Raw genomic sequence first — 15,877 nt, forward strand, 5'->3', positions numbered from 1 at the left:
AAAGAGAGACCGGGGTCGACCGGAACACACTCTCCAGTCTGCTCCGGCAGCCCAGACACAGCAAAGGTTCCCGGCAGCAATACATTTTCGGCCCCCACGGCGGAGCGAAGCGCCCCTGAGAAACTCACTTAATGCGGGTTTTTCCTGAACCCTCCCGCAGTCCCGGTGGACACCGCAGCCGCAAGTTCGCGATATATCTTGACCTCTGCCGCGCCGCGCTATAGCGTGAAGTCATAACACACGATATATCGCGGCCTTGGAGGATCAATGTCAGAGAACAGCTGGACCGTCACCGACCCGCAGGTTATTGACTTCGACGGCGTCAGGTCGCTGAAGCTCGGGATGGTCCGCGGGCGGTTCGACATCGTCACCCACCCAGACCCCGTGGTCCGCCTCGAGATCAGCGAAGTTCAGGGCGATCCTGTCGCCGTGTCCCTGACGGACGGCAGGCTTGAGGTCCGCCATCAGCTCAACGGGCCCCAGGGCTGGTTCAAGAACCTCATGGGCACGGTCAACCACAACAGCAACAATTCCGCCGTCATCAGCATCGCGGTACCCGCCGGCGTCGAGGTGGAGGCAGGCACCGTCAGCGGCGATGGCCTGGTGTCCGGCATCAGCGGGCATACCCGCCTCAGCACCGTTTCGGGATCAGTGATGGCGGACCAAACCTCGGGCCAGTTGCAGGTCAACACGGTCAGCGGCGAAGTCATTGCGCGGAACCACGACGGCATCCTCAGCGCCAAGAGCGTCTCCGGCGAGGTGACGGCCTCCGGCCGGTTCACGAACATCAGGGCCAACACGGTCAGCGGTGACATGAGCTTCGATTTGTTCAGCTTCACGAACGACTTCGGCGCCAACTCCGTCTCGGGCGACCTCACCATCCGGTTGCCGCACGACGTCGGCGTGGACATCGTGGCGAAATCCGCCAGTGGCGTGGTGGTCATCGACGATCGTCAGTACTCCCAGCCCAACGGGAAGGTTGAGACCATCGCTGGTCCGGACCGCAAACTGATGCTCGTGCGAACCAATTCGGTGTCCGGCAAGACGTCCATTTTCCACGGACAGCCGGCCCGGAGAGACAGTGCCCAGGATCCGGAAGCAGCGCAGTAATGCCTCCGGTATTCGCCCACGGCGCGCTCCGGCTGTACCTGCTTGCACTGCTCGAGTCCGGCCCCAAGCACGGATACGATCTGATCAAGGCCCTCAGTGAACGGTTCGGCGGCACCTACTCCCCCAGCGCAGGCACCATCTACCCGCGCCTGGGCAAGCTCGAGGAGGAAGGCCTGGTGGCCACCGAAACATCGGGCCGCCGCACCAACTACCGCATCACAGCGGCGGGGCTGGAGGAACTGAACAGGCGCAGGGATGAACTCGCCGGCGTCGAGAATGACATTTCGGTTTCGGTCCGGCGGCTGGCGGACAACCTGCGGGCGGACATTCGCGCCAATATGCGCGGGCTCCGGGCCGATCTTGCCGCCACCGCCGAGGCAGCCCGCTCTACCGCCCGCAGTGCCGACTTCAGAAAGGCCGGCAGCCGGCAGACCTCCGAGGGGATCCGCGAGCTCAAGGAAGCCGAGATGCTGCTCCAGGCGTTCCGGGACGATCTCCGGGTGGAACTCCGCCTGCAGGCCAGCCGGCAGCCGCTCAGCCCCGTCACGCTGGAAACCGTGAGGACCGTGCTTGACCAGGCGCGCATTTCCATCCGCAACTCCCTGCCCGGCTAAACTGGAGGCCCGCATTATTTACGGGAACCCCCTCCCCGTTTCGCGGCGTGTCCCATGGTGTGGGAGACTTGAGGGCAGCTCTTTTGAGTACCAACATTTAAGGAGGCCAGCTATGAGCAAGCGTGCACGTAAACGTCGTGACCGTAAGCGTGGCGGCGCGAACCACGGGAAGCGCCCCAACACCTAAGCCCATGCTTGGAGTAACGGTTCAAGCGAAGGACCCCGGAAGCCACCTGGCTTCCGGGGTCCTTCGTCTTAACGCCTGCTGACGCGGTCAGTCCAGCCCGCCGCTGCCGCCATTTTGTGAGTGGTTAGGCGTCCACCGGGCGGATGGCGTGGATCCGGTCCAGGATGGCGTTCTTCAGGTTCTCCGGCGCCGCCTCTGTACAGGAACGCTTGACCACCTTGCGGATGACGCACTCCAAGTCGTATTGCTCGGTGCACTCCGGGCAATCGTCGAGGTGGTGCTTGATTTCCGTGATGTCCTCACGGGTCAGGGCGCCGTCGAGGTACTCGTAGATGCGTTGCATCCGCGTGTCATCGCAGTCGCCCAATCCTTGGCAGTCGCTCATTTCCTGTTCTCCTGTTGTGTACTCGCAGCCGGGTCCTGTGACTCCACTGCGCCTTTGAATCCTCGATCGGCGGCATAGTCCGCCAGCAGGTCCCGCAACATCTTCCGGCCGCGGTGGAGCCGGGACATCACAGTGCCGATCGGCGTGTTCATGATGTCCGAAATTTCCTTATACGCGAATCCCTCGACGTCTGCGAAGTACACGGCGAGCCGGAACTCCTCAGGGATGGACTGCAGGGCCCGTTTGACGTCCGAATCCGGCAAATGGTCAAGGGCCTCAGCCTCAGCCGACCGCAGGCCGCGGGACGTATGCGACTCCGCCCTGGCCAACTGCCAGTCCTCGATCGTGTCCGAGTTTGACTGCAACGGCTCGCGCTGCCGTTTGCGGTACAGGTTGATGTAAGTATTGGTCAGGATCCGGTACAGCCACGCCTTGAGGTTGGTGCCCGGCTTGTACTGGTGGAACGCGGAGAAGGCTTTGGTGTAGGCCTCCTGGACGAGGTCCTCCGCGTCGGCCGGGTTCCTGGCCATGCGCATGGCCGCCGAGTAAAGCTGATCCACATACTGCATGGCGTCACGCTCGAAGCGGATCCGCCGTTCTTCGGTCGACTCCGTGGCCATGTCCACAGCCGGCTCGGCCGCGCCAGCAGGCTCGGCAGGGGATTCCTCCGCAGCGGAATTCTCCGCGGCGCGTTCCTCTGCTTGGGGCGCAGCGTCCTTTACCGTTTCGGTCGGTGCCTGCGTTCCGGTCACCTGCGCGTCCGATTCACCTGCAGCCGCTTCCGCCGCCACAGCGGGCGAATCTGTCCGGGCGTCGCCGCCGGTCTTGGCGCCGCTTTGCGGGGCCCCATACATGGCCTCAACGGCCGGATCCACGGTACTCATTGCGCCCAAGTCTACTGTGACGGCCTTGGCGCGCGGCGTTCCGTACTGCGGCGGATCGGATTCGAGAGCCTGCAGTCTGAGGGGACCGGATGTCTCCACACCGTCTTTCAGCAACCGCAAGGGCAACTCCGTTCTCTTTCAACGCCGCCCTGGCACGAGCCGACGTTAGGTAAAAATATCCGGGCAGTTGAACTTCTCGCCGCCAGCGTTCGGCGGACCTTCAATCGATAACCCCGGTTGGCGGGCAAATATTCCTCAAAAGTGCAAGACTAGAACGGACTTCGCCGCATCTGAGCGGTTCGTCCAGCCAGGAGGAAATTCATGTCCTTTGCCCGCACCCTCGCCCGGCCCATGTTGGCCTCCAGTTTCGTTTTCGCCGGACTGGATAAGCTGAAGAACGCCGATGACACGGCGCAGCAACTCTCTCCGCTCCTGCAGAAGGCCGCCGCGTCGCTGCCTTTCCAGGCTGATGAAAAGATGCTGGCCCGCGTGATCGGCGGAACCCAGGTGGGTGCCGGCGTGCTGTTCGGCCTCGGCAAGTTCAGCCGTCTTTCGGCCACCGTGCTGACAGTCATATCGCTCCTGAACACTTTTGTGGAGTGGCGCAGCGCTGACATCAGCACCAAGGCAGGCCGGGAGGCCCGCCGTAACCAGCTCCTGAAGAATGTTTCCCTGAGCGGTGGCGCCCTCCTGGCCTCAGTGGACACCGCCGGGAAGCCCGGCCTCGCCTGGCGTGCCGAGCACATTGCAGCCGACGCCCGGAAGACGGCTGCGGAGGCCCGGAAGACCACCGGCAAGAAGCTTCACAACGCAGACAAAGCCGTGCGCCGCGCCGTGCACGCAACGGGGGCATAAGCACGCATGACAGGTTCCACCCCGCCAGCACTCCCGGTTTCCGATAACCTCACCGTGAACTGGCCTGCCCCGTTTGCGAGCCGTCCCATTAACGCCACGGTGACGGTGCCCGGCTCGAAATCGCTGACCAACAGATTCCTGGTGCTGGCTGCACTGGCTGACGGCCCCTCCCGCCTGCGGGCCCCCCTGCACTCGCGCGATTCCGCCCTGATGGTCGAGGCCCTTCGACTGCTGGGCGCCACCGTCAGGGAGGTGCCCGGGGACAGTGCCTACGGGCCCGACCTTGAGGTGACGCCGCTCAGCCCCGAGGCGACGTCGTCGCGCACGCACATCGATTGCGGCCTGGCCGGAACGGTGATGCGTTTTGTCCCGCCGTTGGCGGCGCTGCGGAAGGGTGCCAGCGTTTTCGACGGCGACCCGCACGCCCGGAAGCGGCCCATGGGCGCCATCATTGATGCGCTCAAGGGGCTCGGCGTGGCCGTGACAACGGACGACGGCGGGACCCCCTCCTCGCTGCCGTTCACCGTGGAAGGCACGGGGGAAGTCCGCGGCGGCCACCTGGTCATTGATGCCAGCGGCTCGTCCCAGTTCGTTTCGGCCCTGCTGCTGGTGGGCGCAAGGTTCACCGAGGGGCTCCACCTCGAGCACGTGGGCAAACCCGTGCCCAGCCTCGACCACATCACCATGACCGTGGCGGTCCTCCGCGGCGCCGGCGTCTCCGTTGACGATTCCACGCCCAACCACTGGGTGGTGGCACCGGGACCCATCCGCGCCTTCGATCAGCGCATCGAACAGGACCTCTCGAACGCGGGCCCCTTCCTGGCCGCCGCTTTGGCCACCCGGGGGACTGTGCGGATCCCGGACTGGCCGGCCAAAACCACCCAGGTGGGCGACCAGTGGCGCAGCATCCTTGCAGAAATGGGGGCGGACGTCAGCCTGGCCGACGGCGTCCTGACTGTCACCGGCGGACCCGAGATCAAGGGTGCGGACTTCGACGAGACCAGTGAGCTCGCCCCCACCGTAGCCGCTCTGTGCGCACTGGCCACGAGTCCGTCCCGGCTCACCGGCATCGCACATTTACGCGGCCATGAGACGGACCGGCTCGCGGCGCTGGTCACTGAAATCAACCGCCTCGGCGGTGATGCGGAAGAAACCAGCGACGGCCTGGTGATCCGTCCGGCCAAGCTGCGCGCCGGCGTGGTCCACAGTTACGCCGACCACCGGATGGCCACCGCCGGGGCGATTCTGGGCCTGGCCGTGCCGGGCATTGAAGTGCAGGACATCGGAACCACTGCCAAGACCATGCCCGAGTTCCCGCAGATGTGGGCGGAAATGGTGGCGCAAAACGCGGTTCCCGCCGACGCAACGGAAGGTTCCAGCGGTGGCGCGCAGCACTGATTCGTGGGATGAGTCCGACGTCCGGATCCGTCCCAGCAAAAAGGGCTCCCGGCCCCGCACCAAGGACCGACCCAGCCATGACGACGCCGTGACCGGCCGCATCATCACGGTGGACCGCGGACGCTACACCGCCGTGGTGGGCGAGGACTCGGGTGACGAACGGATCATTATCGCCGCACGGGCCCGTGAGCTGCGACGCTCCCCCGTCGTGGCCGGCGATTTCGTCTCCCTCGTCGGAGACGTCTCCGGCGAGCCCGACACCCTCGCCCGGCTGGTCCGGATCCAGGACCGCCGCACCCTGCTGCGCCGCAGCGCCGATGACACGGATCCGATCGAACGCGCGGTGGTGGCCAACGCAGATCAGCTCGTGGTGGTGGTGGCAGCCGCCAACCCGGAGCCACGCACCGGATTCATCGACCGCGCCCTGGTGGCAGCGTACGACGCCGGGATCGAGCCACTGCTGCTCGTCACCAAGGCGGACGTCAAGGATCCAGCGGAACTGCTGGCGAATTATGAGCACCTGGACTTCCCGGTCATCATCAGCCGGACAGCCGACTCCGCCGCTTCCGGCATCGACGCGCGCTCCGACGACGGGCTGTCGGCCCGGCTGGACAGTGACGCTGTGTCGCAGCTTCGCGCGTATCTGGACGGCAAGGTCACGGTGATGCTCGGCCATTCCGGCGTCGGCAAGTCCACCATGGTCAACGCGCTCACCGGCGCCGAACGGGCAACGGGCGGCGTGAACGCGGTGACGGGCCGCGGCCGCCACACGTCGTCGTCGGCCCTGGCCCTGAAACTGACCGATGCTCCGGCGGGCAGTTGGATCATCGACACCCCCGGTATCCGTTCGTTCGGCCTGGCGCACGTGGACCCGGATCGGATCCTGCGGTCCTTCCCGGACCTGGAGCCTGGCACTGATGCCTGCGAGCGTGGCTGTAAACACAACTCTGCTGCGGTCAATTGCGGCTTGGACTCATGGGTGGCCGAGGGAAAGGCCGGTCCAACCGGCCCCGCCCGGCTGGCCTCACTGCGGCGGCTGCTGGGTTCTGACCCGAGGCTTGTAGGCCAGGAAAGCAAGGAGCTCGGCACCGTCGGCTAGCGTGCGGACGCCCACCTCCCCAACGCCGCGGCGGTTTGACGGTAGTTTGGAACCATGATCCAACCCGCTTCGAGCTACAACGATGACCTGCGCCTGGCCCATGTGCTGGCCGATTCCGTGGATGACCAGACCATGAGCCGCTTCAAGGCCCTGGACCTGCACGTCGAGACCAAGCCTGACCTGACGCCGGTCACCGACGCGGACAAGTCTGCCGAAGAGGCCATCCGCGGCCAGCTGTCCCGCTCACGCCCCCGGGATGCGGTGCTCGGCGAGGAATTCGGCAGTTCCGGGCACGGCTCCCGGCGTTGGATCATTGATCCGATCGATGGCACCAAGAACTTTGTCCGTGGTGTCCCCGTGTGGGCCACCCTGATCGCCCTGGTGGATGAGGGGGAACCCGTGGTTGGCGTTGTCAGTGCTCCTGCGCTCGGCAAGCGCTGGTGGGCCGCGAAAGGCGCCGGCGCGTACATGGGCAGGTCCCTTGCCGCGGCAACCCGGCTCCGCGTCTCGAACGTTTCCAACCTTGCGGATGCCTCGCTGTCCTACTCGAGCCTGAGCGGCTGGAAGGAGCGCGGGAATCTGGACGAGTTCCTGGGCCTGACCGAGGACGTGTGGCGTACACGGGCGTACGGCGACTTCTGGTCCTACTGCATGGTGGCTGAGGGCTCCGTTGACATTGCCTGCGAGCCGGAGCTGAACCTCTACGACATGGCGGCGCTGGTGCCCATCGTCGTTGAAGCCGGCGGCCGTTTCACCTCGCTGGAGGGCCAGGACGGGCCCTTCGGCGGCAACGCGCTGGCCACCAACTCCATCCTCCACTCCGAGGTACTCAAGCGGCTGAACCCGGAACTGGACGACCTGCTGTAAGCCCGCATTTCCGAATTATCGTCGGCGGGCCCCTCCTTTCGGAGGTGCCCGCCGTTCGCATCTTCGGGGATTCTGCCAATTCCGGAACTCACGTAACAAAGCCCTTAACATTCCGCCACGCTTTTTCGCTGCGGCGGGCATGTCCTACGCTCTTTAACAGGTCACGAGTGCCAGCGCTAAACCCCGGTTTGCTGGCCGGCAACCCTCCATTCGCGGCGGGGTGCCCCGGGTGACGACCAGGCCGCTCCTCAATGGACCCGGCAAGCGCGGATTCCCGGCACCGGGAGTCCTTTTAAAGTGAGGTCTCCGTGACAACTGCCACCGTCTCCCCCGCCGTCCAGAACAGCCATACCGTCCAGAACAGCCGTGCGGCAGCAGCTGCGGGTGAAAGCGCAGCGAGTGCCGGACGCCCCCTCGCCGCCGTCACCGGCGCTGAAATTCAAGCGCCGCTGATCCAGGGCGGGCAGGTTCGCTACGCCAACCTCGATTACGGCGCGTCAGCTCCTGCCCTGTCCGTCGTGTCGGCCTACCTCAACGAGATCCTGCCGTTCTACGCCAGTGTGCACCGCGGTGCCGGCTACGCGTCGCAGCTCAGCACATCCGTCTACGAGAACGCCCGGAACATCGTGCGGGACTTCGTGGGCGGGCGCCCGGACGACTCCGTTATCTTCACCCGCAACACCACCGACTCGCTGAATCTTCTCGCCGGCTGCCTGCCGCACACGGACGGCCGGCCCGACGGCGACGTCCTGTACCTGGACATCGAGCACCACGCCAACCTTCTGCCCTGGCAGGGTGTTCCGCACCGCAGCGTAGTGGCTGCACCCACCATCGCCGGAACCGTCGAAGCCCTCCGCGCCGAACTTCAGGAGGGCCGGGTCAGCCTGCTCGCTGTCACCGGCGCCTCCAACGTCACCGGTGAGATCCTTCCGATCGGTGTCCTCGCCGACCTGGCCCACCAATACGGGGCACGCATTGTGGTGGACGCCGCGCAACTCGCACCGCACCGGCGCATTGATATCAGCACTGACAACGTGGATTACCTGGCCTTCTCCGGCCACAAGCTCTACGCGCCGTTCGGGTCAGGCGTCCTGATTGGGCGAAGTGACTGGCTTGATGCCGGCACTCCGCACCTGGCCGGCGGGGGCGCAGTCAGGGAGGCAAAGCTCGACGGCGTCAGCTGGGCCACCGGACCGGCCCGGCACGAGGGGGGCTCACCGAACGTCCTGGGTGCGGCCACGCTGGCCCGCGCCACCCAGGTCATCGCGTCCCTGGACCAGGACCGCTGGCATGCCCATGAGGCGGCCATCAGGTCGTTCCTGGTGGAGGGACTGCAGAAGGTCGACGGCGTCACGGTCCACCAGATCTTCTCGGACACCGATCCGGGGACTGACACGATCGGCGTCGTAAACTTCTCCGTGGCCGGCTACGACGCGGGATTGGTTGCCGCCTATCTTTCGGCAGAGCACGGTGTGGGCCTGCGGGACGGCCGCTTCTGCGCGCACCCGCTGCTGAAGCGCCTGGGTCTTCCATCCGGATCGCTGCGGGCAAGTTTTGGTGTGGGGTCCCGGCTGGAGGACGCTGAACGGCTGCTGGCCGGCCTGGAGCAGCTGCGCCGCGCCGGCCTGGGCTGGGACTACGTGGTGGATTCGGGCCGCTGGGTTCCGGCCAACGACACCCGGACCTACCCCCACTGGGCACCAAATACACCCGGCACTGCCGGGGCCGCGCCCTGCCTCGACGACTGATCCTACGGCTGGCTCCTACGTCCGGGCCCTACGGCTGGGCCTGGGCAGCGGCGCTGCCTGTAGGCGCCGCGGTCCGCGCCGGGTTTCTGATGCCCGCTGCCGAGACCGCACCACCAATGACCAGCAGGATGCCGGTGGCGATCAGCACCCGGTGGAATCCGTCCAGGTCCAGCTGCTTCCCGGCGATGAGTCCGACGAGAGCGATGCCCACCAGGCCCGCCACCCTGGCGACTGCATTGTTTACTGCTGAGCCGATGCCTGACTGCTGTTCAGAGATCGAGCCCAGTATCGCCGCGGTCAGCGGCGCAACTGTTGCCGAGAGCCCCACCCCGAAGAGGACGATGCCGGGCAGCAGCTGGGACCAGTAGTTGACCGGTGTTTGCGATGACACCATGAGGAAGTAGCCGAGGCCCGCGCCGGCAGGTCCGAGAGCCATGAACCACCGCGGGCCATGGCGGCCGGCGAGGGAACCGAACCAGGAAGACAGGAAGATGCTGAGCAGGCTGACCGGCAACAGCGCGAGCGCGGCGAGGGTCGCCGAGTATCCGGCCACCTGCTGCAGGAAAAGTACAACGATGAATCCGCCGATGGAGAGCGCGGCATAGATGAACGTCGTAGCCAGGTTTCCTGCCGCAAAGTTCCGGACGGCGAACAGGTTCAGCGGCATGAGCGGCTGTTTGACCCGTGCCTGGCGCCAGATGAACGCCGCAAAGCAGAGGCCTCCCAGGATCAGGGGCCATACTATGCCCGGGCTTCTCCACCCCTGGGTGGCCTGTTCGATCAAGGCATAGACCGGCCCGGCAAGACCCAGCACGCACAGCACGGCCCCGGCATAGTCAATCCGCACCCCGGCCTCGCGGACATCACGGGTGCGAAGCACCGCCAGGAGATACAACGTCACTGCAATCGGTGCAACGTTGATGCCAAACACCCAGCGCCACCCGACAGAATCCACCAGGAGTCCACCCACGAGCGGCCCGGCGATGAAGGCAACAGTGGTACCGGCGGTCCACTGTCCAATGGCCCGGGCCCGGGACGGCCCGTCAAAGTGCGAGGTGATGAGGGCCAGCGAGCTGGGGACGAGCAGGGCCCCGGCGATGCCCTGGAGCGCCCGGGAAATGATCAGAACTTCGGCGGTGGGGGCAAATGCGCACATCAGTGACGTCAGCCCGAATCCGAGGAGCCCGGCCCGGAGAATAAGGATCCGTCCGAGCACGTCTGAGAGCGAGCCCGCGAGCAGGATCAGGGACCCCAGAGTGATCAGGTAGGCATCCACCACCCATTGCTGGGTGGTCAGGCCGCCGCCCAGGTCACGGGAGATGGCGGGCAGGGCCACGTTGATGACACTGCTGTCCAGAAAGGATACGAAGGACGCAAGGACCGAGATCCAAAGGACCAGTCTCTGAACGCGTGTCACCGGAGGGAAACTCACTCTTCCAGTAAACACCGCCGCTGCAACGGCGGCGGTCCGCCGGCATCAGGTAGTTTTAAATCCGCAGAATACCCAGGGAAATCAGCTGAAGGAGATCACGCGTGGCACGGGGCGGCCCCAGGCTTGACCACGGCCGCCGCCTGGAGCTCGGACAGAGCTTCCAGGACGGCGGCGAGCATTATCAGCGCGTGCGTCCGGGCTACCCTGCCGATTCGGCGGACTGGCTCGTCCCGGCAGGGGCCCGGGACGCCGTGGATGTGGGTGCCGGAACCGGGAAATTCGCCGCACTGCTGCTGGAGCGTGGCCTCACCGTCTCCGCGGTTGACCCGTCCGCTGACATGCTCGAACAGCTCCGGGCGCACTATCCCGGGGTGGCGGCCACCCAGGGAACTGCGGAGGCGACAGGCCTCCCGGAGGCAGCGTTCGACGTCGTAAGCGTTGCCCAGGCCTGGCACTGGTGCGATCCGTTGCCGGCCAGCACCGAGCTCGCGCGGATTCTGCGGCCGGCCGGGACGCTGGGACTGATCTGGAACCAGCTGGATACGTCGGTTCCCTGGGTGCACAGGTTATCGCGCATCATGCACGCCGGGGACGTCTACAAACCGGGTTTCCGGCCTGTGGTGGGCCCGGAACTTACCGGGTTGGAAAGCCATGTGACCCGGTGGGAGGACAGCCTCAGCACCACGGACATTATGGAGTTGACCAAGTCGCGCAGCTATTATCTGCGTGCCGGTGAGGCCACCCGGGCGAAAGTGCTGGCCAACCTCGACTGGTACCTCCACGAGCATCTCGGGCACGGCACCGGAGAGGACGTCAGGCTGCCTTACCTGACCCTGACGTGGCGGGCGGTAAAGGCGTGACGCCTTCGGGCCACCGGGTAGGCTTGACGTCGTGAAGACCAGCGCCCCCTCCTCCTCGATCGAGGACTACGTCAAGGTCATCTACAGTTTCACGGAGTGGCAGGACAAGCCCATCACATCCTCGCAGCTGGCGCAGCGCCTGGGTGTGGCCAACTCCTCCGTCTCGGAAATGGTCCGCAAGCTCAAGGACCAGGGGCTCGTGGACCACAAGCCGTACAGCTCCGTCACGCTTACCCCCGCCGGGATCCGTCTGGCGCTGGCCATGGTCCGCCGCCACCGCCTCATCGAGACGTACCTTGTCCAGGAACTCGGTTACAGCTGGGACGAAGTCCACGACGAAGCCGAACTCCTCGAGCACGCCGTATCGGACACCTTTATCGAACGGATGGCAGCGAAGTTGGGCAACCCGGAGCGTGACCCGCACGGTGATCCCATTCCGACGGCGGACGGCGCCGTCCTGATGCCGGAGGCGCACCTGCTCGGTGAACTCGATCCCGGTCATACCGGCCGCATCATCCGGATTAGTGACGACAACCCCGACCTGCTCCGCTATCTTGCGGCAGAGGAGATCGACCTCGACGCCGATGTGGAGGTCATGGGGCGCAAGCCGTTCGGCGGGGCACTGGTGGTGCGGATCCAAAACGGAGGCAGGTCGCGGGATTACGACCTCGCGGACGAAATCACGGCCGCACTGTGGGTGCACACCGACCGGCCCCACGCCGGCTGCAGCCTCGGTGAAAGCCTCGGTGACCGCTGAGTGAAGCAGGGCGGGGTGCCTGAATGGCGCGCGTGGCTGGCCGTGGGCGCGGGAGGGCTTGTGGGAACCGAGTTGCGCTACGGCCTGGGGCTCGCGTTTCCGGACGCTGCCGGAGCCGTACCGTGGACCACGCTGGCCATCAACGTCGCCGGGAGCTTTGTCCTGGCTGCCCTCACCACTTTGTGGATGGCGCGCCCGCACACGGCGTTCTGGCTCCGGGCCGGTCTGGGCCCCGGGCTGCTGGGTTCCTTCACCACGTTCTCGGCAGTGGTCTTCTCGATTGACCACCTGTCACGGGCCGGGGAGCATCCCGTGTGGCTGGTCTATCTGGGACTGTCGCTGCTGCTTGGCCTGGGGGCTGCGGCCGGCGGCTGGCGGACGGGCCGGCTCGTGGCAGACCGGGTGGCATCGTGACCGGGGCGCTCCTGTGACCGGGGCGCTCCTGTGACCGGGGCGCTCCTGGTGGGAGTATTTGGTGTGGCAGGTGCGCTGCTGCGTTTCGCCGTCGACAGCTGGTTCGCCCACCGTACCCACCTTCAGACCATCGGCAGCACCGGCACACCGCGGCACTGGCCATGGGCCACGTTGGTGGTCAACGTCGTCGGATGCCTCATCATCGGACTGTCCATCGGCGTCACCGGAAAGCTTGGCATGGCACCGGAGTGGCAGACCGCCGTCGCTACCGGGTTTGCGGGCGGCCTGACCACGTTCAGTTCCTGGACCACTGCGACCGTGCGCCTCCTGAGTGAAGCACGGTTTGGTGCCGCAGCCCTCAACATCGGTGCCAATCTGGCCGCCGGCGCTGCTGCGGCGGCAGTGGGCATAGCCCTGGCTTCATAGGCGGGCTGCACCCTTGGCGTCGATGGCGAACGGCGTCCGGTTTGGCGCGGTCCCGTATTGTTGACTCTGATGATTAGCAGACGCGACGCGGCAATTGCCCTTGATGTACCGATGGAAATGGCGCAGCGCCATGGCATCCCCAAACGCCTTTCCGAGGCCGAGCTGGGCGAGATCCTGGACAACCCGCCGGCATGGCTGGTCCAGTCGCGGGCCAACCGCACCGGTAAGCGCCCCGTCTGGGTCCATTTGGAATGCGCCGTCTGCGGGTATGAGGAAGCTGCCCGGCCCAAGAAATGGTGGCCGGAGTTCACCTACGTTGTGTGCGAACATCACTCCCCTGCCGACGTGCCGAAGGCTCAGGCAGGCTTCATCAGGAGCGAATTCGACGGCGTCGGCACCCGCTTTGTGGGTATCGCAGACGTGCCCGCTCCGGCCTGATCCGGGGCATTTCCTTCCGCCCGGATAAGGCGTATTTTACGAAGTGGGACGTAGCCCGTCCCCCTGTCGTAAGGAGCACGCCATGCCGGACAAAACACCGCACCAGCAGCTGAACAAAAAGCCTGTTAAGACGATCAAGGAAAAACGGGCCGAGAAGAAGGCCAAGAATCCTGAAGGCGCACAGGATCCCGTGGCGCACCTGAAGAAGCGCCGGTAGCGGTCATCCGTTATCCGCCATTTCTTCCGGTACGGCCACCAAGTCCAGTTCCTTGCCGTCCCTCAGCACGCTGACCGGCAGCGGCTTGCCGATCGCATCAGCGAACAGCAGCTTTTGCAGGCTTTCAGCGTTGCTGACGGGGCGGCTTCCGGCTGTCATGATGATGTCGGCCGCCTGCAGGCCGGCGCGGTCGGCAGGGGATCCGGCCAGGACTTCCACCACTCTGAGCCCGTCCCGCTGACCGGTCCTGATCACGGCACTGGCACTCAGCCTGCTCGGAGTGCTCACCACGCCCAGATAGGCACGCCGGACGCGGCCGTCCTTCAGCAGCGCAGAAATGATCCGCCGCGTTGTCGAGTTGATGGGTACTGCCAGGCCCAGCCCGGCGCCAGCTACTGCGGTATTGATGCCCACGATCCGTCCGTGCGAATCAGCGAGTGCTCCGCCGGAGCTTCCCGAATTGAGTGCGGCGTCTGTCTGGATGACATCCTCAATCACCCGGCGGTTGCTGCCTTGCCACACCGGGATGGCCCGGCCCAGGCCGCTGACCACGCCCGCGGTCACTGAACCTGCCAGTCCGAGCGGGTTTCCGACGGCGATGACCAGCTGACCCACTCGCAGCGTTTCCGCGTCTCCGAACTGTGCCGGCGCCACTTTTGGCGCCCGTCCGCGGACCACTGCAAGATCGGACAACGGGTCCGCTCCCACCAGTTCAAGGTCCGTCCGGCTACCGTCGGCAAAAGCGGCATGGCCCTGATGGGTGCCTGCCACCACGTGCGAATTTGTCAGCAGGCAACCGTCTTCGGTGAACAGCACTGCCGAGCCCGCGCCCACACGGAAACGGCCGTTCCGCCGGTTGCTGGTCATCTCAATGGCCGCAACGTGCGGTGTGACGGTCTCGGCCACGCGCATCACTGTGGCCGAATACGCATCCAGCGCACCGTCGTCGTACTCTTCATTGCGGGGTTCACGGGCCGGTTCCATGGCGCACCTCCTGGCTGCCTGTGTTCAGTCCGGCCGCCGGATTTTGGTGCTGCCGGGTCCTATTGGGGACAACCACGGTTGGGGTTTCCGTAGTCCCGCGCCGGCTACGCCGTGGGTGAACAGATCCCTGCTGTGGACGGGTCGGGGAAGGTCCAACGGCGGCAGCCCCGAGCTGTTCCTAAGGGCTATTAAAACCAAAAGACCCGGACACAAGGTCCGAGTCTTCAGGCAATGTCTTGCGACATTTCAAAATGTGGAGATGGGGGGAATTGAACCCCCGTCCGATGTCGTGTTGTCAGGGCTTCTCCGGGCGCAGTTTGCGTCGGATTTTCTCGGCCCCGGCCACGCTGCAAACAGCTGGCCGATCCGGGCCCAGTCATCTAAGAGTCCCGCTCACCCCGATGACGGGGGTAAGCAGCAGTGGCTATCTAAATGACGCCAGGTTCCGGGGCAATAGCAACCTCGGGCTGACGGACTGTCTTACTGCTTAGGCAGCAAGAGCGAAGTCAGTGCGATCGTTAGATTTGGCACTTATTGTTTTGCAGACAGCGTTTACGAGATAATTCTGCATCCTCGGCCCGCTTCACCTGTCGCGACTAACATCGTCGAAACCGATCATCCCCGTATTTTGTTACCAAACCGGCTGGTAGGTGTGAACACCATCCCTGCCGGACTATCTATCATAACGCATGTCCCCCACAAATCATTCCAGCCTGACCGCCCGCTACCGGCGGTTGCGTTCCCGCATCGCGCGCAGTGCTTCCCGGTTGTCCTGCTGTTCCCGGAGCGTCTGCCGCTTATCGTATTCACGCTTACCGCGGGCAACGCCGATTTCCACCTTGGCCCGGCCGTCCACGAAGTAGAGCTGGAGGGGAACGATGGTAAAACCGGACTCCCTGACTTTGTGGGAGATCTTGATGAGCTCCTCCCTGTGGAGCAGGAGTTTACGCCGGCGCCGGGCTGCGTGATTGGTCCAGCTGCCCTGGTTGTACTCAGGGATGTGAATTCCCTCCATCCACAACTCATCGTTGTAGAAGGTGCAGAACCCGTCCACCATGGATGCGTGGCCTTCGCGCAGGGACTTCACTTCGGTGCCCATCAGGGCAATTCCGGCCTCATACGTGTCAAGCACGAGATAGTCATGCCGGGCCTTGCGGTTGGTGGCCACCACTTTACGGCCACTTTCTTTGGGCACGGTGGAA

19 protein-coding genes, 1 other RNA gene and 1 riboswitch are annotated in these 15,877 nt (G+C 65.2%); of the genes, 14 read left to right on the forward strand and 6 right to left on the reverse strand.

The features are described 5' to 3' along the window. Window positions 1-267: 267 nt before the first annotated feature. From SBP01_RS12300 to SBP01_RS19780, 3 genes are all read left to right on the forward strand, one after another. Window positions 268-1,110: a DUF4097 family beta strand repeat-containing protein gene (locus SBP01_RS12300; RefSeq protein WP_320535951.1), complete on the forward strand. Its 843-nt coding sequence runs from the start codon at window positions 268-270 to the stop codon at window positions 1,108-1,110. Next, window positions 1,110-1,724, forward strand: a complete 615-nt coding sequence (locus tag SBP01_RS12305) for a PadR family transcriptional regulator (protein WP_320535952.1) — start codon at window positions 1,110-1,112, stop codon at window positions 1,722-1,724. Before SBP01_RS12300 ends, SBP01_RS12305 begins: the two co-directional genes overlap by 1 nt. A gap of 112 nt (window positions 1,725-1,836) precedes the next feature. Beyond that, window positions 1,837-1,911, forward strand: a complete 75-nt coding sequence (locus tag SBP01_RS19780) for a 50S ribosomal protein bL37 (protein ID WP_369299106.1) — start codon at window positions 1,837-1,839, stop codon at window positions 1,909-1,911. 124 nt (window positions 1,912-2,035) lie between these two features. On the opposite strand, the gene rsrA is transcribed toward SBP01_RS19780, so the two are convergent. Beyond that, window positions 2,036-2,296, reverse strand: coding sequence for a mycothiol system anti-sigma-R factor (rsrA, locus tag SBP01_RS12310; protein ID WP_275214341.1), 261 nt, complete (start codon window positions 2,294-2,296; stop codon window positions 2,036-2,038). After that, window positions 2,293-3,180: a sigma-70 family RNA polymerase sigma factor gene (locus SBP01_RS12315; RefSeq protein WP_320535953.1), complete on the reverse strand. Its 888-nt coding sequence runs from the start codon at window positions 3,178-3,180 to the stop codon at window positions 2,293-2,295. Before SBP01_RS12315 ends, rsrA begins: the two co-directional genes overlap by 4 nt. A 321-nt stretch (window positions 3,181-3,501) precedes the next feature. Between SBP01_RS12315 and SBP01_RS12320 the strand changes: the two genes are divergently transcribed. The 5 genes from SBP01_RS12320 (at window position 3,502) to SBP01_RS12340 (ending at window position 9,147) form a co-directional block, all read left to right on the forward strand. Next, the gene (locus tag SBP01_RS12320; protein ID WP_275214340.1) at window positions 3,502-4,035 is read left to right on the forward strand and encodes a DoxX family protein; all 534 of its coding nucleotides are present in this window, start codon (window positions 3,502-3,504) and stop codon (window positions 4,033-4,035) included. A gap of 6 nt (window positions 4,036-4,041) precedes the next feature. After that, window positions 4,042-5,433 (forward strand): 3-phosphoshikimate 1-carboxyvinyltransferase, encoded by a 1,392-nt coding sequence (aroA, locus tag SBP01_RS12325; RefSeq protein ID WP_320535954.1) that lies wholly within the window; start codon window positions 4,042-4,044, stop codon window positions 5,431-5,433. Continuing rightward, entirely contained in the window at window positions 5,417-6,532 is a 1,116-nt protein-coding gene (locus SBP01_RS12330; RefSeq protein ID WP_275214338.1) for a ribosome small subunit-dependent GTPase A, read from the forward strand. Before aroA ends, SBP01_RS12330 begins: the two co-directional genes overlap by 17 nt. Before the next feature lie 54 nt (window positions 6,533-6,586). After that, the gene (gene hisN, locus SBP01_RS12335) at window positions 6,587-7,399 is read left to right on the forward strand and encodes a histidinol-phosphatase (protein ID WP_275214337.1); all 813 of its coding nucleotides are present in this window, start codon (window positions 6,587-6,589) and stop codon (window positions 7,397-7,399) included. Window positions 7,400-7,558: 159 nt separating this feature from the next. Continuing rightward, a riboswitch (SAM riboswitch) is annotated at window positions 7,559-7,672 on the forward strand. 35 nt (window positions 7,673-7,707) lie between these two features. Beyond that, complete coding sequence (locus SBP01_RS12340) at window positions 7,708-9,147, forward strand: aminotransferase class V-fold PLP-dependent enzyme (RefSeq protein ID WP_320535955.1); 1,440 nt, start codon at window positions 7,708-7,710, stop codon at window positions 9,145-9,147. A gap of 28 nt (window positions 9,148-9,175) precedes the next feature. On the opposite strand, the gene SBP01_RS12345 is transcribed toward SBP01_RS12340, so the two are convergent. Further along, window positions 9,176-10,564, reverse strand: coding sequence for an MFS transporter (locus SBP01_RS12345; protein WP_320535956.1), 1,389 nt, complete (start codon window positions 10,562-10,564; stop codon window positions 9,176-9,178). Window positions 10,565-10,680: 116 nt separating this feature from the next. Between SBP01_RS12345 and SBP01_RS12350 the strand changes: the two genes are divergently transcribed. The 6 genes from SBP01_RS12350 to SBP01_RS12375 all read left to right on the forward strand — a co-directional run bounded on the left by SBP01_RS12350 (window position 10,681) and on the right by SBP01_RS12375 (window position 13,691). Then, window positions 10,681-11,439, forward strand: coding sequence for a class I SAM-dependent methyltransferase (locus tag SBP01_RS12350; RefSeq protein WP_320535957.1), 759 nt, complete (start codon window positions 10,681-10,683; stop codon window positions 11,437-11,439). A 31-nt stretch (window positions 11,440-11,470) separates the two neighbouring features. Next, the gene (locus SBP01_RS12355) at window positions 11,471-12,196 is read left to right on the forward strand and encodes a metal-dependent transcriptional regulator (protein ID WP_320535958.1); all 726 of its coding nucleotides are present in this window, start codon (window positions 11,471-11,473) and stop codon (window positions 12,194-12,196) included. Between the two features lie 15 nt (window positions 12,197-12,211). Continuing rightward, window positions 12,212-12,610 (forward strand): fluoride efflux transporter FluC, encoded by a 399-nt coding sequence (locus tag SBP01_RS12360; RefSeq protein ID WP_275214332.1) that lies wholly within the window; start codon window positions 12,212-12,214, stop codon window positions 12,608-12,610. Window positions 12,611-12,640: 30 nt separating this feature from the next. After that, window positions 12,641-13,036: a CrcB family protein gene (locus tag SBP01_RS12365; protein WP_320535959.1), complete on the forward strand. Its 396-nt coding sequence runs from the start codon at window positions 12,641-12,643 to the stop codon at window positions 13,034-13,036. A 69-nt stretch (window positions 13,037-13,105) separates the two neighbouring features. Further along, window positions 13,106-13,474 (forward strand): hypothetical protein, encoded by a 369-nt coding sequence (locus tag SBP01_RS12370; RefSeq protein ID WP_320535960.1) that lies wholly within the window; start codon window positions 13,106-13,108, stop codon window positions 13,472-13,474. Between the two features lie 82 nt (window positions 13,475-13,556). Beyond that, the gene (locus tag SBP01_RS12375; protein WP_275214329.1) at window positions 13,557-13,691 is read left to right on the forward strand and encodes a hypothetical protein; all 135 of its coding nucleotides are present in this window, start codon (window positions 13,557-13,559) and stop codon (window positions 13,689-13,691) included. Between the two features lie 3 nt (window positions 13,692-13,694). On the opposite strand, the gene SBP01_RS12380 is transcribed toward SBP01_RS12375, so the two are convergent. The 3 genes from SBP01_RS12380 to smpB form a co-directional block, all read right to left on the reverse strand. Beyond that, on the reverse strand, window positions 13,695-14,675 hold the full coding sequence (locus SBP01_RS12380; protein WP_320535961.1) for a S1C family serine protease: 981 nt from the start codon (window positions 14,673-14,675) through the stop codon (window positions 13,695-13,697). Between the two features lie 251 nt (window positions 14,676-14,926). Continuing rightward, window positions 14,927-15,298, reverse strand: a transfer-messenger RNA (tmRNA) gene (ssrA, locus tag SBP01_RS12385). Window positions 15,299-15,399: 101 nt separating this feature from the next. Then, on the reverse strand, window positions 15,400-15,870 hold the full coding sequence (smpB, locus tag SBP01_RS12390) for an SsrA-binding protein SmpB (protein WP_255768224.1): 471 nt from the start codon (window positions 15,868-15,870) through the stop codon (window positions 15,400-15,402). Window positions 15,871-15,877: the final 7 nt, after the last annotated feature.

This window comes from Pseudarthrobacter sp. IC2-21, from assembly GCF_034048115.1.
Classification (GTDB): Bacteria; Actinomycetota; Actinomycetes; order Actinomycetales; family Micrococcaceae; genus Arthrobacter; species Arthrobacter naphthalenicus.